The organism is Pseudomonas yamanorum (assembly GCF_013386765.1).
GTDB classification, from domain to species: domain Bacteria; phylum Pseudomonadota; class Gammaproteobacteria; order Pseudomonadales; family Pseudomonadaceae; genus Aquipseudomonas; species Aquipseudomonas yamanorum_A.
Genome location: NZ_JACARE010000082.1, coordinates 1 through 24,935, shown reverse-complemented (window position 1 = coordinate 24,935; position 24,935 = coordinate 1). Strand labels below are relative to the sequence as shown.

Sequence of the window (24,935 nt, the reverse complement as noted above, 5' to 3'; positions counted from 1 at the left end):
CGGAGTAATACCGGAGAGAGGGCACACCGAGCATTAGCGAGGTGCCGAGTGGTGGGGCAAGAGCGTTTTGCTTACTTTTGCGCTGTTCAAAAGTGAGCCGCTGTAAGAGCGGAACCAATATCAGACATCACCCAAATAACGGATATACCCCCCATCCAAGCCCCTCCAATAAATACGAAAGTCCCCCCCGCCAACCCGTTTGTCCCCGCTTCCCATGTCACCCCCGCCCCCCCGAATCCTCTAATTTCCCAACCCTGCGGGACGCCTCCCGGCCCACGACCGCGCCCGCGCTTTAAACCGGGCCTCCCAGGCACTTACGCGACAGCTGAAAACGGACTTTCTCCTCAACCGTATCCGACTCAAAAAAGCAGGTTACCCCCATGCAGTTCAGCAAATTATTGGCAGCTCTTTCCACCCACCCGATCCGCCTGCAAATGGAAGAAGGCGACCTGATCATCCTGGGTGACGACGACGCGCTGGATGACGCCCTATGGGACCAACTGATCGCCCACAAACCCCAACTGCTCGACCTCGTCGCCCAACACGGCGGCGACTGGCTCAGCCCGGCCTACCGCATCACCCCGGCCATGCTGCCCCTGGTCAACCTCGACCAACCCGCCATCGACCGCATCGTCGCCAGCATCCCCGGCGGCGCGGCGAATGTGCAGGATATCTACCCCCTGGCCCCGCTCCAGGAAGGCATGCTCTACCATCACTTGTCAGCGCACCAGGGCGACCCCTACGTGCTCCACGCGCAGTTCGTGTTCGACAGCCGCGCCCGTCTGGAATCCTTCGCCCAGGCCCTGCAATGGGTCATCGATCGTCACGATATCCTGCGCACCTCCATGGTCTGGGAACGCCTCGACGAACCCCTGCAAGTGGTCTGGCGCAAAGCCGTGCTGGCCTGCGAAGAAGCTCGTCTCGACGGCGACGTACTGACCCGGCTGCAAGCCCGCTACGATGCCCGCAACTACCGCATGGACCTCGGCCAGGCACCATTGCTGCGCCTGGTGTTCGCCGAAGACCCGCGCAACCAGCGGGTGGTCGCCATGCTGCTGTTCCACCACACCATCCTCGACCACACGGCCCTCGACGTGGTGCGCCGCGAGATCCAGCTGCACCTCGCCGGCCAGACCGAACAGGCCGGTGCACCGGTGCCGTTTCGCAACTACATCGCCCAGGTTCGCCACGGCGTCAGCGAGCAGGCACACGAAGCGTTTTTCCGCGAGATGCTCGCCGATATCGACGAACCCACCTTGCCGTTCGGCCTCCAGGATGTGCAGGGCGACGGCCATGGCATCGATGAAACCCGCATCGCCGTCGACAGCGACCTGAGCCGTCGCCTCAGGGCCCAAGTCCGGCCGTTGGGCGTCAGCCCCGCCAGCGTGATGCACCTGGCACTGGCCCAGGTGCTGGGCAAGGTCTCCGCTCGCGAAGCCGTGGTATTTGGCAGCGTAATGCTCGGGCGTATGGGCGCAGGCGAAGGCTCCGACCAGGCCCTGGGCATGTTCATCAATACCCTGCCACTGCGGGTCGATGTGGGCGCGCAAAGTGTGCGCGACGGGGTGCAAACCACCCACAAGCGCCTGACGGAATTGCTCAACCACGAACACGCTTCTCTGGCCCTGGCCCAGCGTTGCAGCGGTGTGGCTGCACCCACGCCATTGTTCAGCGCGATCCTCAACTACCGCCACAGCGATGCCTCGGACACCCAGGCGGTGATCGACATTGCCGAAGGCATCCAGGTGCTGGGCGCCGAAGAGCGCACCAATTACCCGCTGACCGTCAACGTCGATGACCTGGGCGAGGGCTTTGCCTTTACCGTGATGGTGGACGCTTCCATCGGCGCCGCGCGCATCGCCGAGTACCTGCACACCGCCCTGGAAAACCTGGTGCTGGCGCTGGAGCAAACGCCGGAGACGCCGCTGCACAACCTGGGCATCCTGCCCGCCGCCGAGCGCCAGCACCTGCTGCATGGCCTGAATGCCGATACCGGGCACTACGCCGATTCGGCCCTGATCCACCAGCAAGTCGAAGCCCATGCCGCCAGCCATCCCGATGCCGTCGCGCTACGGTTCGAGCATGAGCGCCTGAGCTACCGCGAGCTGAATGAACGCGCCAACCAGGTCGCCCATTGCCTGCTCAAGCAGGGCATTCGCCCCGATGACCGGGTGGCGATCTGTGTGGAGCGCGGCCTGGAAATGATCATTGGCCTGCTGGGTATTCTCAAGGCTGGCGCGGGTTATGTGCCGATCGATCCGGCCTACCCGCAGGAGCGCATCGCCTACACCCTGCAAGACAGCGCGCCGCAGGCGGTGCTGGTGCAGGACAACACGCGGCACCTGGTGGGCGACGTCACCTCGATTGACCTCAACCGCCTGCAGCACGAGCCCATCGTTAATCCCAACGTTGCGCTCAGCCCGTCGAGCCTTGCTTATGTGATCTACACCTCCGGTTCCACCGGGCTGCCCAAGGGCGTGATGATCGAGCACCGCAACGTCGCACGGCTGTTCAGCGCCACCGAGCACTGGTTCAGGTTCAACGCCAGTGACACCTGGGCGCTGTTCCACTCGTTTGCCTTCGACTTCTCCGTGTGGGAAATCTGGGGCGCGCTGATGCACGGCGGGCAGTTGCTGGTGGTGCCGCAACTGGTCAGCCGCTCGCCGGACGAGTGCTATGCGCTGCTGTGCGAAGCCGGTGTGAGCATCCTCAACCAGACGCCGAGCGCGTTCCGCCAGTTGATCGCGGCACAGGGCCGCAGCCAGCAGCTGCATTCCCTGCGCCAGGTGATCTTCGGCGGCGAAGCCCTGGAGCCCGGGATTCTCAAGCCGTGGTACGCCCGGGTGACCAACGCCGGTACCCGCCTGGTCAACATGTACGGCATCACTGAAACCACCGTGCACGTGACCTACCGTGCGTTGGCGGCGGCGGACGCACAGCGGGTGGGCGTCAGTCCGATTGGCGTGCGCATTCCCGACCTGCAGCTGTATGTGCTGGACGCCCGCCGCGAACCGGTGCCGATGGGTGTGGTGGGGGAGTTGTACGTCGGCGGGGCCGGCGTGGCGCGGGGGTATCTCAACCGCGATGAGCTGACCGCCGAACGCTTTCTGACGGACCCGGCGACCGGCCAGCGCCTGTACAAGACCGGTGACCTCGGGCGCTTGCTGGCCGACGGCAGCGTCGAATACCTGGGGCGCAACGACGACCAGGTAAAGATCCGCGGTTTCCGGATCGAACTGGGGGAAATCGAAGCGCGCCTGGCCACCTGCGAAGGTGTGCGCGAAGCCGTGGTGATTGCCCGCGAAGACGAGCCAGGCGACAAGCGCCTGGTGGCCTACGTGATCGCCCGGCAGGGCCAGGCGCCCACGGCTGCCGAGCTGCGTGATCATCTGCTGCTGTCCCTGGCCGAGTACATGGTGCCCAGCGCCTTTGTGCTGCTGGACAGGTTCCCGCTCACCACCAACGGCAAGCTCGACCGCAAGGCCTTGCCGGCACCCGACACCGAGGCCCTGGCCCGCCGTGGCTATGAAGCGCCAAAAGGCGCGGTTGAAACCGCGATCGCCGATCTCTGGCAAGACCTGCTGAAGGTCGAGCGGGTCGGGCGCCAGGACAACTTCTTCGAGCTGGGCGGCCATTCCCTGTTGGCGGTCAAGCTGATCGAGCGCATGCGCCAGCTGGAACTGAGCGCCGATGTGCGGGTGCTGTTCGGCCAGCCGACATTGGCCGCGCTGGCCGCGGCGGTGGGCGGGCAACATGAGGTGCAGGTCCCGCCCAACCTGATCAGCGCAGCGACCCAACGCATCACACCGGACATGCTGCCGCTGGTGGAACTGGACCAACCGGCCATCGACCATATCGTCGCCAGCGTTCCCGGCGGTATTGCCAACGTGCAGGACATCTACGGCCTGGCGCCGTTACAGGCCGGCATTCTCTACCATCACCTGGCGACCACCGAAGGCGATCCCTACGTGTTGCAGGTGCAGTTCAGCTTCAGCGGCCATGAGCCGGTCGAGGCGTTTATCCGTGCGCTGCAAAGCGTGATCGAGCGCAATGACATCCTGCGCACCGGCATGGTCTGGGAAGGCCTGGACGAGCCGGTGCAGGTGGTCTGGCGCCAGGCGCTGCTGGTGGTGGAGCAGATTGAAGTCGACCCTGCCAGCGATGTGCTGGCGCAACTGCAAGCGCGCTTTGACCCACGCCACTATCGCCTCGACCTGTCCCGTGCCTCGCTGATGCGTTTTGCCTACGCCGAGGATCAGGGCCGCCATGTCGGCATCCTGCTGTTGCACCACATCCTGCTGGACCACACCGCGCTGCAGGTGCTGGTGGAAGAAATGAGCGCCAGCCTTGCGGGCGAGACCGGGTTGCTGCCCGACGCCGTGCAGTACCGCAACTACGTGGCCCAGGCACGCCTTGGTGTGAGCGCCGCGCAGCATGAAGCGTTCTTCAGCGAGATGCTCGGCGACATCGACGAGCCGACCCTGGCCTTCGGCTTGCACGACGTGAATCGCGACGGCAGCGGCGTGCGGGAAGCGCACGTGCCGCTGGACCCGGCCCTCAGCCTGGGCCTGCGGGAGCAGGCGCGGCAGTTGGGGGTGAGCGCCGCCAGCCTGGTGCATCTGGCATGGGCGCAAGTACTCGGCCAGGTGTCGGGCCAGGACGACGTGGTATTCGGCACGGTATTGCTGGGCCGCATGCAAGGCGGCGAGGGCGCCGACCGGGCCCTGGGGATGTTCATCAACACCTTGCCGCTGCGGGTCAGCGTCGGCGCCGTCGGCGTGCAGGCCGGCGTGCGCGCCACCCATGCGCGGCTGGCGCAGTTGCTCGGGCATGAACATGCATCGCTGTCCCTGGCCCAGCGTTGCAGCGGCGTGTCCGGTGCGCTGCCGCTGTTCAGTACCTTGCTCAACTACCGCCACAGCGCCCCGGGTGAAGCGCCGGGCGCCAGTCCGTTTGCCGACGCCGGGATCGAAATCCTCAGCTCCGAGGAGCGCAGCAACTACCCGCTGGTGCTGAACGTCGATGACCTCGGCAGTGACTTTGCCCTGACCGTGCAAGGCGTGGCCGAAGTGGATGTGCAGCGCGTCGGCGCCTACATGCTCAGCGCCTTGCGCAACCTGGTGACGGCGCTGCAACAGGCACCGACTACCGCGCTGCATCACGTGTCGATCCTGCCCGCCGTCGAGCGGCAGCAGTTGCTGGTGGACTTTAACGCCACCGCCCGCGACTACCCGGCGGCGAGCACCGTTCACGGGCTGTTCGAAGCCCAGGCCCTGGTCAGTCCGGAAGCGGTGGCGGTGGTGCATGGCGATGCCTCGCTGAGTTACCGCGAGCTCAACCTGCGGGCCAATCGCCTGGCTCATTACTTGATCGATCAAGGGGTCAAACCCAGCGACAGCGTGGTCATCGCGCTGCCGCGCTCCATCGATCTGCTGGTCAGCCAGCTGGCAATCCTCAAGTGCGCGGCGGTCTACGTGCCGCTGGACGTCAACGCGCCGGACGAGCGCCAGGGGTTCATGGTGCAGGACAGCCACGCCACGCAGGTGCTGAATGACCTCCATGGGCTGAACCTGGACCAACAGCCGACCCACAACCCGAACCTGCCCCAGTCCGCCGAAAGCGTGGCATACATCATGTACACCTCGGGCTCCACCGGCGCCCCGAAGGGCGTGCAGGTGCCACACCGCGCCGTGACCCGGTTGGTGATCAACAACGGCTACGCCGACTTCAATCACCGTGACCGGGTGGCCTTCGCCTCGAACCCGGCGTTCGACGCGAGCACCCTGGATGTGTGGGCGCCGCTGCTCAATGGCGGCTGCGTGGTGGTGGTCGAGCACGCCACGCTGCTGTCCCAGGCCGCGTTCGCCGCGCTGTTGCAGGAGCAATCCGTCAGCGTGTTGTGGATGACCGCCGGGCTGTTCCATCAGTATGCCGACGGGTTGATGCCGATGTTTCGCCAGTTGCGCTACCTGATCGTCGGCGGCGATGTGCTCGACCCGCAGGTGATCGGCCGGGTGCTGGAGCACGGCGCGCCGCAACATCTGCTGAACGGTTATGGCCCCACCGAAGCCACCACGTTTTCCACCACCTTCGAGATCAAGGCGCTGGGCGAGGGCGGTATTCCGATTGGCCGGCCTATCGGCAACAGCCGTGCCTACGTATTGGATGCGCGGCAGCAGCCGGTGCCGCTGGGCGTGGTCGGCGAGCTGTATATCGGTGGTGCGGGTGTGGCCAAGGGTTACCTGAACCAGCCGCAACTGACCGCCGAAAAATTTATCGTCGACCCGTTCGGCGATGGCCTGCTGTACCGCACCGGCGACCTGGCGAGTTGGCAGGCGGACGGTACCTTGCTGTACCAGGGCCGCAATGACCATCAGCTGAAAATCCGTGGTTTCCGGATCGAACCCGGTGAAATCGAAAGTTGCCTGGCCAGCTATGCCGGCGTGAGAGACACCGTGGTGCTGGCCCGTGAAGACGAGCCCGGCGACAAACGCCTGGTGGCTTACTACACCGCCCAGGCGCCGCTGAGCATTGAAGCGTTGCGGGCACATCTGCAAAGCCGCCTGCCGGACTACATGGTGCCGTCGGCCTATGTCTGGCTGGAGCTGTTGCCGCTGACCGCCAACGGCAAGCTGGACCGCAAGGGCTTGCCGGCACCGGACCAGGCGTCGCTGCTCAGCCGTGGTTTCGAGGCGCCCGAGGGCGAGGTGGAAACGCTGCTGGCGCAGATCTGGCAGGACGTATTGAAGGTCGAGCGGGTCGGGCGGTTTGATCACTTCTTCGAACTCGGCGGTCATTCCCTGCTGGCGGTAAGCCTGATCGAGCGCATGCGCCAGGCCGGCCTGAGCGCCGATGTGCGGGTGCTGTTCAACCAGCCAAGCCTGGCGGCACTGGCGGCGGCGGTGGGCAGTGGCCGGGAAATCGTGGTGCCGGCCAACGGCATTGCGCCGGGCTGCGAGCGCATCACGCCGTCGATGCTGACCCTGGTCACGCTCGACCAGCCGGCCATCGAGCGCATTGTGGCCACGGTGCCGGGCGGCGCGGCCAATGTGCAGGATATCTACCCGCTGGCGCCATTGCAGGAAGGCATTCTTTACCACCATATCAGTGCCGAGCAGGGCGACCCGTACCTGCTGCAATCGCGCATGGCGTTTGACAGCGTCGAGCGTTTGCAGGCCTTTATGGGCGCGCTGCAAAAGGTCGTGGCGCGCCACGATATCCTGCGCACCAGTGTGGTGTGGGAAGGCCTGGACAGCCCGGTGCAAGTGGTCTGGCGGCATGCGGAGCTGGTGGTGCAGAACGTTGCCCTGGACCCGGCCGATGGCGACGTGATCGAGCAACTGCACGCGCGCTTCGATGCCCGTCACTACCGGCTGGACATCACCCAGGCGCCGCTGCTGCGCATGGTCTATGCGCAAGACCCGGCCAACCAGCGCGTCGCCGCGATCCTGCTGTTCCATCACCTGGCGCTGGACCACACCGCCATGGAGGTGGTGGGCCAGGAGATGCGTGCGTTTCTGTTCAATCAGGCGCAAGAGTTGCCGGTTGCGGCACCGTTTCGCACCTACGTGGCCCAGGCCCGCCTGGGCGTGAGCGCCCAGGAGCACGAGCAGTTCTTCCGTGAGATGCTCGCCGATGTCGACGAGCCTACGCTGCCCTTTGGCGTGCAGGATGTGCAGGGCGATGGCCGGGATATCGAAGAGGCCGAATTGCCGGTGGACGCGGCATTGGCGCTGCGGATTCGCGAGCATGCCCGGCAACTGGGCGTCAGCGCTGCGAGCCTGATGCACCTGGCGTGGGCCCAGGTACTCGGGCTGGTGTCGGGCCGTCAGGACGTGGTGTTCGGCACTGTGTTGATGGGCCGCATGCAAGCGGGTGAGGGCGCCGACCGGGCGCTCGGCATGTTCATCAACACCTTGCCGTTGCGGGTCGACGTGGGCACCAGCGCGGTACGCGCCGGGGTCAAGGCGACTCACGCCCGGCTCAGCGCGCTGCTTGGCCATGAGCATGCGTCCCTGGCACTGGCCCAGCGTTGCAGCGGCGTGCCGACGTCGACGCCGTTGTTCAGCGCCTTGCTCAACTACCGCCACAGCACCCCGGGCGAAATGGCCCGCGACGGGCATGGCATCTGGGAAGGTGTGCAGTTGCTGGGTGGCGAAGAGCGCAGCAACTACCCGCTGACCTTGAGCGTGGACGACCTGGGAGCAGGCTTCGGCCTGACGGTGCTGGCCCTGGAATCCATCGGTGCCCAGCGCCTGTGCGACTACATGCACAGCGCCCTGGCGCAACTGTTGGACGCCCTTGAGCAAACACCGGAAACGCCGCTGAACCAGCTACCGATCCTGCCCGCTCCAGAACGCGAAAAACTGCTGCGCACTTTCAACACCACCGGCCGCGACTACCCGCAAGGGCAAACCCTGCACAGCGCCTTCGAAGCCCAGGCCGAGCGCCAGCCCGAAGGGATTGCCGTGATTCAGGACGGCCAGCCGCTGACCTACCAGGCACTCAACCACCGCGCCAATCAGTTGGCCCATCACCTGCTGGCCTTGGGCGTGCAGCCCGACGACCGCGTGGCGATCTGCTGCCGACGTGGCCCACAGATGCTGGCGGGCCTGCTGGCGATTCTCAAGGCGGGCGCCGCCTATGTGCCCGTGGACCCGGCGTACCCGGCCGAGCGCATCGCCTACCTGCTGCAAGACAGCGCCCCGGTCGCGGTACTCGCCGAAGAAAGCACCCGTGCCGTGCTGGGTGATGTGGCCATCGTCGACCTGCATGGCGCTTACCCCGACGCGACCAATCCCCAGGTCGCCGGGCTGACCCCGGCTAACCTTGCCTACGTGATCTACACCTCCGGTTCCACCGGCCAGCCCAAAGGGGTGATGGTGGAACACCGCACCGTGGAAAACCTGGTGCACTGGCACTGCGAAGCCTTTGACCTGCAAGCCCGCAGCCACACCAGCAGCGTGGCCGGGTTCGGCTTTGATGCGATGGCCTGGGAAGTCTGGCCGGCGTTGTGCGTGGGCGCGACCTTGCACCTGCCACCGGCCCAGGTGGGCAATGAAAACATCGATGAACTGCTGGGCTGGTGGCTGGCCCAGCCGCTGGACGTGAGCTTCCTGCCCACGCCTGTGGCCGAGTACGCCTTCAGCCAGGACCTGGAACACCCAAGCCTGCGCACCTTGTTGATCGGCGGTGATCGCCTGCGCCAGTTCACTCACGAGCGACGTTTTGCCGTGATCAACAACTACGGCCCCACCGAAGCCACGGTGGTTGCCACCTCCGGGCGCGTGCGCGCCGGCCGGCCACTGCATATCGGCAAGCCGATGGCCAATGCCACCGTGTACCTGCTCGACGCGCAGCAGCGCCCGGTGCCGGTGGGCGTGGCAGGCGAACTGTATGTGGGCGGCAGCGGCGTGGCCCGCGGGTATTTGAACCGTCCCGAGATGACCGCCGAACGCTTCCTGGATGACCCGTTCAACCCGGGCCGCATGTACCGCACCGGCGACCTGGCGCGCTGGCTGCCGGACGGCAATATCGAGTACCTGGGCCGTAATGACGACCAGGTAAAAGTCCGTGGCGTGCGCATCGAACTGGGGGAAATCGAAACCCGCCTGGCCGCCGTCGATGGCATCCAGGAGGCCGTGGTGCTGGTGCGCGACGGTCGATTGGTGGCCTGGTTCACCGAACACGCTGCGCTGGATATCGAGACCCTGCGCGCCGAACTGCACAGCCAACTACCCGAGGCCATGGTGCCGGTGGCCTACGTGAAACTCGACAGCTGGCCCCTGACTGCCAACGGCAAGCTCGACCGCAAGGCCCTGCCGGCGCCGGACCAGGCCGCCATGCTCAGCCGCGAATACGAAGCACCGCGTGGAGAAGTCGAAACCACCCTGGCGCGGATCTGGGCCGAGGTGTTGCAGGTAGAACAAGTGGGCCGCCATGACCACTTCTTTGAACTGGGGGGCCATTCATTGCTGGCGGTGAGTTTGATCGAGCGCATGCGCCAGGTCGGCCTCAGCGCCGATGTGCGGGTGTTGTTCAGCCAGCCGACATTGGCTGCACTGGCAGCGGCGGTGGGCAGTGGCCGGGAAGTGGTGGTGCCGGTCAACCGCATCCCTGCCGATTGCCAGCGCATCACGCCGTCGATGCTGTCGCTGGTGGAGTTGGATCAGCCAACCCTCGACCAGGTCGTCGCCAGCGTGCCCGGTGGCGCGGCCAATGTGCAGGACATCTACCCGCTGGCGCCGTTGCAGGAAGGGATTCTTTACCACTACATCACGGCGGAGCAGGGCGACCCGTACCTGCTGCAATCGCACCTGGCGTTCGATACCCAGGCGCGCCTGGAGAGTTTCGCCCAGGCCTTGCAACAGGTGATCAATCGCCACGACATCCTGCGCACCGGCGTAGTCTGGGAAGGCCTGGCGCAGCCGGTGCAGGTGGTGTGGCGCAAGGCGCAATTGCAGGTCGAAGCGTTGCACCTGGAGGGTGACGTACTGGCCGGCCTGCATCAGCGCTTCGACGCCCGACGCTACCGCCTGGACATCGCCCAGGCCCCGCTGATCCGCCTGATGTACGCCAATGACCCGGCCAATCAGCGCGTGGTGGCGGTGCTGCTGTATCACCATATCGTGCTGGACCACACCGCGTTCGACGTGGTGCTGCGGGAAATGCAGGGTTACCTGCTGGGCCAAACCGCACCGCAGGCCGCGCCGATGCCGTATCGCAACTACGTGGCCCAGGCGCGGCTGGGTGTCAGCGAGCAGGAGCACGAACGCTTCTTCCGCGAGATGCTCGGCGATATTTATGAGCCGACGCTGCCCTTCGGCTTGCAGGATGTGCAGGGCGATGGTCGGGATATCGAAGAATTCACCCACCACCTGGACGCCGCCGTCAGCCGGCGCCTGCGGGCCCAGGCGCGCCTGCTGGGGGTGAGCACCGCGAGCCTGTTTCACCTGGCGTGGGGCCAGGTATTGGCGGTGACGTCGGGCAAGCCGAACGTGGTGTTTGGCACCGTGCTGGTGGGCCGGATGCAGGGCGGCGAGGGGGCGGATCGTGCCCTCGGCGTGTTCATCAATACCCTGCCATTGCGCCTGGATATCGACGGGCAAAACGTGCGCGACAGCGTGCGCGGCACCCACGCCCGGCTCACCGCGCTGCTGGGGCATGAGCATGCGTCCCTGGCCCTGGCCCAGCGTTGCAGCGGGGTGGCGGCGCCGTTGCCGCTGTTCAGCTCGATGCTCAACTACCGTCACCGTGGCGGCGCCACCCGGTCACAGGACGCGCAACACGCCTGGGAAGGCATGCAGACCCTGACCAACGACGGGCGCACCAACTACCCGTTGACCCTGAACGTCGATGACCTGGGGGACGGTTATGACTTCACCGCGCTGACCCTGGCGCAGGTGGGCGCACAGCGGGTCTGCGGTTATATGCAGACGGCGTTGACCCAACTGGTGGATGCCCTGGAGCACGCGCCGCACCAGGCTCTTGATCGCCTGCCGATCCTGGGGGATGCAGAGCGCAAGCAACTGCTGTTCGACTTCAACGCCACCGAGGTGGACTACGACCTGGCGCAGACCCTGCACGGCATGTTCGAAGCCCAGGTCGAGCGCACCCCCGATGCGCTGGCGGTGAAGGCGGGCGAGCAACGCCTGACCTACGCCGAGCTGAACCAGCGGGCCAACCAGTTGGCCCATCACCTGCGCGGGCTGGGTGTGCAGCCGGATTCGCGGGTGGCGATCTGCGTCGAGCGCGGCCTGGAGATGGTCATCGGCCTGTTCGCGATCCTCAAGGCCGGCGGCGGTTATGTGCCGCTGGACCCGGCCTACCCGCTGGAGCGCCTGGCCTACATGCTGCAAGACAGCGCGCCGGCAGCGGTGCTGGTACAGGGCGAAACCCGTTCGCTGTTGGGCAATGTGACGGTGCCGGTGGTGGATCTGGACCGGAACGCCTGGCAGCACCTGCCAGCGGCTAACCCACAGGTCGAAGGACTGACCCCGCAGCACCAGGCTTATGTGATCTACACCTCCGGCTCCACCGGCCAGCCCAAGGGCGTGATCAACGAGCACGCCGGTGTGGTCAACCGCCTGCTGTGGATGCAGGACGCCTACGGCCTGAACGCCACTGACGCGGTCCTGCAGAAAACCCCGTTCAGCTTCGACGTGTCGGTGTGGGAGTTCTTCTGGCCGCTGTTCACCGGGGCACGGTTGGTCATGGCGCGCCCCGGCGGGCACAAGGATCCGGCTTACCTGTGCGAAGTGATCGAGGCGCAACAGATCACCACCTTGCACTTCGTGCCGTCGATGCTCGATGTATTCCTGGCCCATGGCGATGTCAGCCAGAGCGCCGGGCTGCTGCGGGTAATGTGCAGCGGTGAAGCCTTGCCCGGCAGCCTGGTGCGGCGCTTCAAGCAGCAGTTGCCCGGTATCGGCCTGTACAACCTTTACGGCCCGACGGAAGCGGCGGTGGACGTGACCGCCTGGAACTGCGCCAGGCCCGTGGTGCCGGACAACACCCCCATCGGCAAGCCGATTGCCAACACTCGCATGTACCTGCTGGACGCGCGGTTGCAGCCGGTGCCGCTGGGGGTGGTGGGCGAGCTGTTTATCGCCGGCGTGCAAGTCGCTCGCGGCTACCTGCATCGTCCTGAACTGACCGCCGAGCGCTTCCTCAACGACCCGTTCCATGCCGGCCGGATGTACCGCACCGGTGACGTCGGGCGCTACCTGCCCGACGGCAATATCGAGTACCTGGGCCGCAACGACGACCAGGTGAAAATCCGTGGCCTGCGTATCGAGCTGGGGGAAATCCAGGCGCGCCTGACCGAGTACCCGCAGATCAAGGAAGCGGCGGTGTTGGCCCGGGATGAGCGGCTGGTGGCGTACTACACCGGCGTGCAGGCTGATATCGAACAGCTGCGGGCGCACCTGCTGGCGCGCTTGCCGGACTACATGGTGCCCGCCGTGTTCGTGCACCTGCACGCCTGGCCCCTGAGCCCCAACGGCAAGCTGGACCGCAAGGCCCTGCCGGCGCCGGGTGTGGAGTCGCTGATCGTGCGCGAGTACGAAGCCCCGGTGGGTGACACCGAAATCACCCTGGCGCGGCTGTGGGCCGAGCTGCTGAAGGTGGAGCGGGTAGGGCGACACGACAACTTTTTTGAACTGGGCGGGCACTCGTTGCTGGCCGTCAGTTTGATTGGACGCTTGCGTCAGGAAGGCATGGAAGCCGATGTGCGGGGCCTGTTCGAACAACCGACCCTGGCCGGCTACGCCGCAATTACCGAACGAATGGAGATCGTCCTGTGAGCATCATCGAACTGTTGGCGACACTCAAGGCCAAGGACGTGCAACTGGCGCTCAAGGGCGATCAGCTGTCGGTGCAAGGCAACAAACAGGCCCTGAGCGACGCGGCATTGGTGGCCTCGCTGCGCGAACACAAGCCGGCGCTGATCGAGCTGATCAAGGCCGGGGATTACTCGGCGACCAAGGCGGGTGAGGTGCAGGTGCCAGCCAATGGCATTGCGCCGGGCGCTACCTTCATCACCCCGCAGATGCTGACCCTGTCGAACCTCAGCCAGGCGTCCATCGACCGCATCCTCGAGACCGTCGACGGTGGCGTCGCCAATGTGCAGGACATCTACCCGCTGGCGCCGTTGCAGGAAGGCATCCTCTACCACCATGTGAGTGCCGAACACGGCGACCCGTACATCATGCAGTCGCTGTTTGCCTTCGACAGCCTCGAGCGCTTCGAGGGGTTTGCCCGGGCCCTGCAACAGGTGATCGACCGCCACGACATCCTGCGTACCGGGGTGGTGTGGGAAGGCCTGGAAGAACCGTCGCAAGTGGTCTGGCGCACGGCGCGCCTGCCGGTGCAGGCGATTGAGCTGGACCCGGCCGACGGTGATATCGCGGCCCAGTTGCACCGGCTGTTCGATGGCCGTCATTACCGCATGGACGTGACCCAGGCACCGCTGCTGCGGCTGGTGCGCGCCCGGGATGAAGTCGGCCAGCGCGTGGTGGCGATGCTGTTGTTCCACCACATGGCCCTGGACCACAGCGCTTTGGAAGTGGTGTGCCACGAGATGCAGGCCTGCCTGCTGGGCAAGGCCGAGCTGTTGGGCCAGGCCGTGCCGTTTCGCAACTATGTCGCCCAGGCGCGGCTGGGCATCAGCGAGCAGGAACACGAAGGTTTCTTCCGCCAGATGCTCGGCGACATCAGCGAACCCACCTTGCCCTACGGCTTGCAGGATGTGCAGGGTGACGGCGACAACATCGAAGAAATCAGCCTGGCGCTGGCCCCGCAACTGAGCCGGCGTCTGCGCGCCCAGGCCCGACAGTTGGGCGTGAGTGCCGCGAGCCTGTTCCATATGGGCTGGGCCCAGGTGCTGGGCGTGCTGGCGGGCAAGCAACAGGTGGTGTTCGGCACGGTGCTGATGGGCCGCATGCAGGGCAGCCACGACACCGACCGTGCGTTGGGGATCTTTATCAACACCTTGCCGTTCCGGGTGGATGTGGGCGCCGAAGACGTACGCGCCGGGGTCAAGGCCACCCATGCCCGGCTCACCACCTTGCTGCGCCACGAACATGCGCCGCTGGCTCTGGCCCAACGGTGCAGCGGCGTGGTGGCGCCGACGCCGCTGTTCAGCGCGCTGCTCAACTACCGCCACAGCGCCGGCAGCGCGAGTGCCGAGGCGGCATCGGCCTGGCAGGGTATCCAGGCGTTGCGTTCCGAGGAACGCACCAACTACCCGTTGACCCTGAGCGTCGACGACCTGGGCGAGGACTTCAGCCTGAGCCTGTTGGCCAGCGCCCAGGTGGATCCGCAGCGGGTGTGCAGCTATCTGCAAACTGCCCTGGAAAACCTGGTGCAGGCGCTGGAACAGGCACCCGAAACACCCTTGAATCATTTGTCGGTGCTGCCCGAGGCGGAGCAGCGCCACCTCCTGGAGCAGTTCAACGCCACAGCCGCCGACTTCCCCCAAGGCACCACCCTGCACGGGCGTATCGAAGCGCAAACCCGGCTGACCCCGGACGCGGTGGCGGCGGTGTATCAAGGCCGCCAACTGACCTACGCCGAATTGAATCAGCAAGCCAACCTGCTGGCCCACCACCTGCTGGCGCTGGGGGTAAAACCCGACGACCGCGTGGCCATCGTGGCCCGGCGCGGGCTGGACACCCTGGCCGGGTTGCTGGCAATCCTCAAGTCCGGCGCCTGCTATGTACCGGTAGACCCGTCGCACCCCGCCGAGCGCCTGAGCTACCTGCTCAGCGACAGCGCCCCGGTTGCAGTCCTGACCCAGCACGCGCTGCTGGAACGCCTGCCCGCGCTCGACGTGCCGGTGATCAACCTCGACCGTTTTACCTGGCATCACCATTCGGCCAGCAACCCGCACGTCGCCGTCACACCGTCCAACCTGGCCTACGTGATCTACACCTCCGGCTCCACCGGCCTGCCCAAGGGCGTAATGGTGGAGCACCACACCGTGGCCAACCTGGTGGACTGGCATTGCCGCGCATTTGACCTGTGCGCCGGCCGGCATACCGCCAGCGTTGCCGGGTTCGGCTTTGACGCGATGGCCTGGGAAGTCTGGCCGGCCCTTTGCGTGGGCGCGACCTTGCACCTGCCGCCGGCCCACGACGGCGCGGAAGACATCGACGCGCTGCTGGACTGGTGGCGCGCGCAACCGCTGGACGTGTGTTTCCTGCCCACGCCCGTGGCCGAATATGCGTTCAGCCAGAATATCGAACACCCGACCCTGCGCACCCTGCTGATTGGCGGCGACCGCCTGCGCCAGTTCACCCGGGCCCAGCGTTTCGAGGTGATCAACAACTACGGGCCCACCGAAGCCACAGTGGTCGCCACCTCCGGCCGGATCGAACCCGGGCAGCCGCTGCACATCGGCAAACCCATCGCCAATGCCACGGTTTACCTGCTGGACGAACAGCAACGCCCGGTGCCATTGGGCGTTGCCGGTGAACTGTATGTGGGTGGCAAGGGCGTGGCGCGGGGGTATCTCAACCGCCCGGAAATGACCGCCGAACGCTTCCTGGATGACCCGTTCAACCCGGGCCGTATGTACCGCACCGGCGACCTGGCGCGCTGGTTGCCGGACGGGAATATCGAGTACCTGGGGCGCAACGACGACCAGGTAAAAATCCGTGGCGTGCGTATCGAACTGGGGGAAATCGAAACCCGCCTCAACCAGCTTCCGAGTCTCCAGGAAGTGGTGGTGCTGGCCCGTGAAGACCAGCCGGGCCAGCCACGGTTGGTAGCCTACTTCACCGAAAACCCGCAGTTCGATGCCCTTGAAGTGGGCGAGATTCGTGCGCATCTGGTGGCGCATCTGCCGGATTACATGGTGCCGGTGGCCTACGTAAAACTGGATGCGTTGCCCCTGACCGCCAACGGCAAGCTGGACCGCAAGGCCCTGCCAAAACCGGACCTGGCCGCGGTATTCACCCGCGAATACGAGGCGCCCCACGGCGATATTGAAAGCGTGCTCGCGCAGATCTGGGCCGAGGTGCTGCACGTGGAGCGCGTTGGGCGCCAGGATCATTTCTTCGAGCTGGGCGGGCATTCGTTGCTGGCGATGCGCATGGTGTCTCAGGTGCGCCAGCAACTGGGGGTCGACCTGGCGCTGGGTGAGCTGTTCGCCAATGCCGAACTGGCGGCGGTGGCGCAAGTGCTGGCCCAGGCGGGACGCAGCACGTTGCCGGATATCCTGCCGGCGGCACGGGACGCAGATTTGCCGCTGTCGTTTGCCCAGCAACGCCTGTGGTTCCTGGCGCTGATGGAAGGGGCCAACACGGCCTACAACATTCCGATCGGCCTGCGCCTGCGCGGACAGTTGCACGTCGAGGCGCTGCAACGGGCCCTGGCGCGGATCGTGGCGCGGCATGAAACCTTGCGCAGCCGTTTCGCACAGCAGGATGACGACGCCCACGTGCTGATCGTGCCCCCTGAAGAGGTGATACCCCTGCAAGTGCAGGACCTGCGTCGCCACCCCGAAGCACAGCAGGTGCTGGACGCGCTGATCCAGGGCGAAGCCTCGGCACCCTTTGACCTGCAACGCGGCCCGCTGCTGCGTGGGCGCCTGGTGATCATGGCCGACGATCATCACGTATTGCTGCTGACCCTTCACCACATCGTGTCCGATGGCTGGTCCATGGGCGTGCTGACCCGCGAGTTGATGGCGCTGTATCAGGCCTTCAGTCGCGCAGAGGCTGACCCACTGCCGCCATTGCCGATCCAGTACAGCGACTTCGCCGTCTGGCAGCGCCTATGGCTCAGCGGCGACGTGCTGCATCGCCAGAGCAGCTATTGGCAGCAAACCCTGGCGGGCGCGCCGGCCTTGCTGATGCTGCCCACCGACCGTCCGCGCCCGGCCCAGCAGGACTACGCCGGCAGCAGCGTCGAGGTGCGCCTGGATGAGCGCCTGACTGCCGGGCTAAAAGCCTTGAGCCAACGCCATGGCACCACCCTGTACATGGTGATGATGACCGCGTGGGCTTCGTTGCTGGCGCGGTTGGCCGGGCAGGAGGAAGTGGTGATCGGCTCGCCGGTCGCCAACCGCCAGCGGGCCGAGGTGGAAGGCTTGATCGGGTTGTTCGTCAACACCCTGGCGGTGCGCATTGATACCTCGGGTGAGCTGAGCGCCGAGGCGCTGCTGGCGCGGGTCAAGGAGCTGACTCTGGACGCCCAGGCCCATCAGGACCTGCCGTTTGAACAGGTGGTGGAAATCACTCGGCCGCTGCGCAGCCTGGCCCACAGCCCGCTGTTCCAGACGATGCTGACCTGGCAGGACAGCGACGCGCCGGTGCTGGCCCTTGGGGACTTGAGCCTTGAAGGGATTGTGGAGGACAGTCACTTTGCCAAGTTCGACCTGTCCCTGAACCTCGGCGAGGCCCGGGGCGAAATTCGCGGCACCCTGGAGTACGCGATTGCGTTGTTCGATGAGTCGACGATGCAGCGTTATGTCGGCTACTTCACCCGCGTGCTGCAAGCCATGGTCGTTAATGATCAGGCGGTGCTGGAGCACGCTGATTTGCTGGACGGCCAGGAGCGCGAGCACCTGCTGTTCGACTTCAACGACACCGCAGTCGATTACAACCTCGACCAGACACTCCACGGTATGTTCGAAGCCCAGGTTGAGCGTGCGCCCGATGCAGTGGCGGTGAAGGCGGGCACACAGTGCCTGAGCTATCGCGAACTGAACCAGCGGGCCAATCAGTTGGCCCATCACCTGCGGCAGCTGGGCGTACAGCCGGATTCGCGGGTGGCGATCTGCGTCGAGCGTGGCCTGGAGATGGTTGTCGGGCTTTTCGCGATCCTCAAGGCGGGCGGTGGTTATGTGCCGCTGGACCCGGCGTATCCGCTGGAGCGCATCGCCTACATGCTCAAGGACAGCGCGCCGGCGGCGGTGCTGGTACAGGGCGAAACCCGTGCGTTACTGGGCGAGGTAAAGGTGTCGGTGGTGGATCTGGACCAGAACACCTGGCAGCACCTGCCGACGTCCAATCCGCAGGTCGATGGATTGACCGCGCAGCATCAGGCCTACGTGATCTACACCTCCGGCTCCACCGGCCAACCGAAGGGCGTGATCAACGAACACGCGGGCGTGGTCAACCGCCTGCTGTGGATGCAGGACGAGTACGGCCTCACCGCCCAGGACACGGTCTTGCAGAAAACCCCGTTCAGCTTTGACGTGTCGGTGTGGGAGTTTTTCTGGCCGCTGTTCACCGGCGCCCGCTTGGTGATGGCGCGTCCTGGCGGGCACAAGGACCCGGTTTACCTGTGCGAGGTGATCGAGGCGGAGCAGATCACCACCTTGCACTTTGTGCCGTCGATGCTCGACGTGTTCCTGGCCCACGGTGATGTCAGCCAGGGCGCCGGGCTGGTGCGGGTGATGTGCAGCGGCGAAGCCTTGCCCGGCAGCCTGGTGCGCCGCTTCAAACAACAGCTTCCCGGCATCGGCTTGTACAACCTCTATGGCCCCACCGAGGCAGCGGTGGACGTGACGGCGTGGGATTGCGCCGGGCCCGTCACCCCGGACAACACACCGATCGGCAAGCCGATCGCCAACACCCGCATGTACCTGCTGGACGCGCAGTTGCAGCCGGTGCCATTGGGGGTGGTGGGCGAGCTGTTTATCGGTGGCGTGCAAGTCGCCCGGGGTTACTTGCACCGCCCTGAACTGACGGCCGAACGCTTCCTCAAGGACCCGTTCAGCACCGGCCGGATGTACCGCACGGGCGACGTCGGGCGTTACTTGCCCGACGGCACTATCGAGTACCTGGGCCGCAACGACGACCAGGTAAAAATCCGTGGCCTGCGCATTGAACTGGGGGAGATCCAGGCGCGACTGCTCCAGTTCCCGCAGCTCAGCGAAGCCGCGGTTATCGCCCGGGATTCACGGCTGGTGGCTTACTACACCGGCGTGCCGGCCGAGATCGACGCTCTGCGCAGCCATCTGCTGGAACACCTGCCGGACTACATGGTGCCGACGACCTTCATGCACCTGGACGCCTTGCCCCTGAGCCCCAACGGCAAGCTCGACCGCAAGGCCCTGCCGGCGCCGGTCCTTGCGTCGGTGATCGCCCGGGAATATGTCGCGCCAGTGGGCGATATCGAAGTCACCCTGGCCGGCCTGTGGGCGGACTTGCTCAAAGTGGAGCGGGTGGGGCGGCATGACAACTTCTTCGAACTTGGCGGCCACTCGCTGCTGGCCGCCAGCCTGATCGGCCGCATGCGCCGGGCCGGGCTGTCGGCGGATGTGAAGGTGTTGTTTGGCCAGCCGACCCTGGCGGCGTTGGCTGCGGCGGTGGGTGGTGGCCGCGAAGTGGCGGTGCCGGTCAATGGCATTGCTGCCGATTGCACGCGCATCACCCCGGACATGCTCACGCTGGTGACCCTGGCACAACCTGCCATCGACCGTCTTGTCGCGACCATTCCCGGCGGCGCGGCCAATGTGCAGGACATCTACCCTCTGGCGCCGTTGCAGGCCGGGATCCTGTATCACCATCGCGCGGTGCAGCAGGGTGATGCGTACCTGTTGCAGGCGCAGTTCGCCTTCGCTGGTGTGGAGCGCCTTCAAGCGTTTGCCCAGGCCTTGCAGGCGGTGATTGAGCGGCATGACATCCTGCGTTCGTCGATGCACTGGGACGGGCTGGAAGAACCGGTGCAAGTGGTGTGGCGCCAGGCCTCGTTGCAGGTTGAGGCGATTGAGTTGACGGGGGATGTGCTGGAGCAATTGCAGGCGCGCTTTGATCAGCATCGCCTGGACCTGTCGCAGGCGCCGCTGATGCGCCTGGTGTACGCCGATGACCCGGCCAACCAGCGAGTGGTTGCATTGTTGCTGTTCCATCACCTGGTGATGGACCACGTGGCGCTGGAAGTGCTGCAGCACGAGATGCAGGCCTGCCTGCTGGGCCGGCGCGAACAGTTGGGCGCGGCGGTGCCGTATCGCAACTATGTGGCCCAGACGCGGCTGGGAATGCGCGAGGAAGAGCACGAAGCGTTCTTCCGCGAGATGCTCGGTGAGGTCGATGAGCCGACGCCAGCCCTGAATGCACCGGGTGAGGCGCAACAGGCGCGCCTGAGCGTCGACCCGCTGTTGAACGGGCGCCTGCGCAGCCTGGCACGTCATCTTGGGGTGAGTGCGGCGAGCCTGATGCACCTGGCCTGGGCGCAGGTATTGGGCAAGGTCTGCGGCCGCGAGCAGGTGGTGTTCGGCACTGTGTTGCTGGGCCGGCTGCAAGGCGGTGAAGGGGCCGAGCGTGCGTTGGGCGTGTTCATCAACACCTTGCCGCTGCGGGTCGACCTGGGGCAGCGCACGGTGCACGCGGCGCTGATGGCGACCCACGCCAGCCTGACCCGACTGCTCAGCCACGAGCATGCGCCTCTGGCCCTGGCCCAGCGTTGCAGCGGGCTGGCGGCCAATACGCCGCTGTTCAGCGTGCTGTTCAACTACCGTCACAGTGCGCCGCACGCCGGCGCAGTGGCCGAGGCCTGGCAGGGCATGCAGGTGCTCAAGGCCGAGGAACGCACCAACTTTGCGTTGTCCCTGAGTGTCGATGACCTGGGGGACGGGTTCAGCTTCGACGTGATGGGGCAGGGCGCGCCACGCCTCTGCGAGTACCTGCATATTGCCCTCGAACAGCTGGTGCAGGCCCTGGAACAGAATGCCGGGAGCGCCATCAGCCAACTGTCGATTCTGCCGGTGGCAGAGCGTGAAAAACTGCGGGTGGAGTTCAACGCCACCCAACGTGAATTCCCTCACGAACATACCGTGCAGCGCTTGTTCGAAGCCCAGGCCCAGGCGCGTCCGAGCGCCGTCGCCGTGGTGCATGGCGAACACACCCTGAGTTACGGCGCGCTGAATACCCGCGCCAACCAGTTGGCTCACCACCTGCGCACTCTGGGCGTGCAGCCCGGCGACCACGTAGCGATCCTGCTGCCACGCTCGATTGACCTGCTGCTCAGCCAGCTGGCGATCCTCAAATGCGCCGCCGCCTACGTGCCGCTGGACATCAACGCCCCGGCCGAACGCCAGGCCTTCATGGTGCAGGACAGCGGCGCGGTGTGGCTGTTGACCCACAGCAGCGAATCCATCGATTACCCGGCCCGCCGGATCGACCTCGACACCCTGGCGCTGGACCCGCAACCGAGCCATAACCCCGACCTGTCCCAGTCCTCGGAGCGGGTGGCGTACATCATGTACACCTCCGGCTCCACCGGCACCCCCAAAGGCGTGCTCGTGCCGCACCGGGGCATCACGCGGCTGGTGATCAATAACGGCTACGCCGATTTCAACGCCCATGACCGCGTGGCATTTGCCTCCAACCCGGCGTTCGACGCGAGCACCATGGACGTGTGGGGCCCCTTGCTCAACGGCGGCCAGGTGCGGGTGATCGACCATGCCACCTTGCTCGACCCGGGGGCTTTTGGCCGGGCATTGAAGGGCGGCGGGGCGACGATCCTGTTCGTCACCACCGCGCTGTTCAACCAGTACGTGCAGCTGATTCCCGACGCGTTGGCCGGGCTGCGCATCCTGTTGTGCGGCGGCGAGCGGGCGGACCCGGCGGCGTTCCGCAGCCTGCTGGCCCAGGCACCGGCGCTGCGCCTGGTGCATTGCTACGGCCCGACGGAAACCACCACCTACGCCACCACGTATGAAGTGCAGGCCATCGCCGCCGACGCCGAAAGCGTGCCGGTCGGCAAGCCGATTTCCAACACGCAGATCCATGTGCTGGATGCGCAGTTGCAGCCGGTGCCGCTGGGTGTGGTCGGGGAAATCTGCATTGGCGGGCACGGCGTGGCCAAGGGGTATTTGAACCGGCCTGAGCTGACGGCCGAAAAGTTTGTCGATAACCCGTTTGGCGAGGGTTTGCTGTACCGCACCGGGGACCTGGGACGCTGGTCGGCGGACGGGCTGCTGGAGTGCATCGGGCGCAATGACGACCAGGTGAAGATCCGTGGTTTCCGCATCGAGTTGGGCGAGATCGAAGCGCGCCTGGCGACCTGTGCCGGGATCAAGGATGTGGTGGTGCTGGCGCGGGAGGATGTGCCGGGGGACAAACGCCTGGTGGCGTACTACACCGGCGAGCCGCTGGCCATCGAGGTGTTGCGCAGCCATCTGCTGCAGCACCTGCCGGACTACATGGTGCCGTCGGCCTATGTGCCGCTGGAAAAAATGCCCCTGACCGCCAACGGCAAAGTCGACCGCAAGGCCTTGCCGGTGCCGGCGATGGAAGCGTTGGTGAGCCGCGTGTTCGAGGCCCCGGCGAATGAACTGGAGCAGACTCTGGCGCGACTCTGGGCCGAGGTGTTGAGGTTGGAACAGGTCGGCCGGCATGACAGTTTCTTTGAACTGGGCGGGCATTCGTTGCTGGCGATCCGGCTGGTCAACCTGATGGAAGAGGCGGGGCTCGGGGTATCGCTGGCGGAGCTGTTCCAGCACGCCAGCGTGGCTTCGGTGGCTGCGATGCTCGGCCAGCGCACTGCGCGGGAGGACAACCGCTCGCTGATCACCGTGCGCGCCAGCGGCAGCCAGCCGCCGTTGTTCCTGGTGCATGAGTTCAGCGGCATGGACGTTTACTTTCCGGCGCTGGGCCGGCATCTGCCGGGTGACTACCCGATCTATGGCTTGCCCGGCGCGCCCCTCGGTGAGCCGCAATTGCAAACCATGGAAGGCCTCGCGGCGCGGCTGGTGAGGATTATTCGGTCGGTGCAGCCCCATGGGCCGTATCGCCTGGCGGGTTGGTCGTTTGGCGGGGTGCTGGCCTATGAAGTGGCGATGCAACTGCAGGGGCTGGACGAGCCGGTGGCGTTCCTCGGGCTGATCGACAGCTACGTGCCGCGCATGACCGACCAGGGCAAGGCGCGTTGGGCCGGTCCGGATGCCCTCAAGCGGCATTTGCTGTTGCAGTGCACGGCGTATTGGAAGGCACAGGGAGGTGTGGATGAGTTGGCGAGCCTGGAGCAACTGGACGCGCAGATTGGACAGCTGGACTTTGCTGGCTTGCTGCAACGCTGCCGCGATCGGCATTTGTTGTACGCGCAGATGGCGGCGGCAACGGACGCGGATCTCTTGAGTTTTATCGAGCGGGAAGTCGGGCACGGGCATGCGTTGGCGCATTACAGCCTGTTCCCGATGCCGCTGGCGGTGCACCTGTTCAGCGCTGCCGAGCGGCCGACGGAACTGTCGCGGCGCAGTCTGGATTTGGGCTGGGACAAGGCGCTGGCCGCAGGGCAATTGCGCCGCATTGAAGTGCCGGGGGATCACCAGAGCATGATGCAGGCGCCGCATATCCAGGCGCTGGGGCAGGCGTTGGGTGAAGCCCTGGCGCTGAGTGAGGCGCCGCGTGTGGCGGAGCATCAGCCGTTGTTGCGGATTCAGAGTGGCCGCGCCGGGCAGGCACCGATCTTTTGTGTGCCGGGTGCGGGGGACAGCGTGACCGGGTTTGTGGGGTTGACCGAGGCGTTGGGCCGGGACTGGCCGATCTTTGGCTTGCAGCCGCGCGGGCTGGATGGGGAGGTGGTGCCTCACAGTCAGGTCGAGGCGGCGGCGCGCTGTTATTTGCAGGCGCTGGAGTTGGAATGTCCTTCGGGGCCGGTGCATCTGGTGGGGCATTCGTTTGGTGGCTGGGTGGTGTTTGAGATGGCCGCGCGGTTGCAGGCCCAGGGGCGTGAGGTGGCTTCGTTGACGTTGATTGACAGCGAGGCGCCCGGGGGGAATGGGGTGGTGGGCAGGCCGTATACCACGACGGCGGCGTTGTTGCGGTTGGTGGAGTCGATGCAGATTGCGTCGGGTAAGTCGCTGGGTGTTGATGCGGTGGATTTTGCCGGGCGGGATGAAGTGGAGCAGCGGCGGTTGTTGCATGCGGGGATGGTGGGGGTTGGGTTGTTGCCTGTGCGGTCTTCGGTGGATGCGATGGATGGGCCGGCGCGGACGTATGCGTCGGCGTTGCGTACGGTTTATCGGCCGGCTCAAAGGTATGAGGGGGTGGTGCGGCTGGTGTTGGCGGAGGACCCGACCCTGGATGCGGCGGGGAATCGGCGGGAGCAGGGGGTGATGGTTGACGGGTGGCGCCGGTGCGCCGGGTCGTTGGAGGTTTGGTATGGGCCGGGGAATCATTTTTCGTTGCTCAAGGCGCCGAATGTGTTGAGTTTGGCGGCTTGGTGGCGGGATGGGGTTTTGGCTGGGGAGCGGGTTTTGTGAGGGGTTTTGATGGAGTACATATCCGTTTCTGCGGTAACGGCCACTTAGGGTTCCGCTCTTACAGCGGGTCACTTTTGGCAAACGCCCCAAAAGTAACCAAAAGGTCTTTGCCCCACCACTCGGTGCCTCGCTTAGGCTCGGCATGCCCGCAATCAGACCCGTCTCCGCGGGCCGCCGCGACGGGCCATCCATGGCCCGGCGCGGCTAAATCGGCATC

General features: G+C 65.7%; 2 protein-coding genes. Both read left to right on the top strand.

Annotated elements, in window-relative coordinates; genetic code table 11:
- Window positions 1-380: 380 nt before the first annotated feature.
- Window positions 381-13,304, top strand: coding sequence for a non-ribosomal peptide synthetase (locus HX875_RS32315; protein WP_177048988.1), 12,924 nt, complete (start codon window positions 381-383; stop codon window positions 13,302-13,304).
- The gene (locus HX875_RS32310) at window positions 13,301-24,718 is read left to right on the top strand and encodes a non-ribosomal peptide synthetase (protein WP_177048987.1); all 11,418 of its coding nucleotides are present in this window, start codon (window positions 13,301-13,303) and stop codon (window positions 24,716-24,718) included. The genes HX875_RS32315 and HX875_RS32310 overlap by 4 nt, the downstream gene beginning before the upstream one ends.
- Window positions 24,719-24,935: the final 217 nt, after the last annotated feature.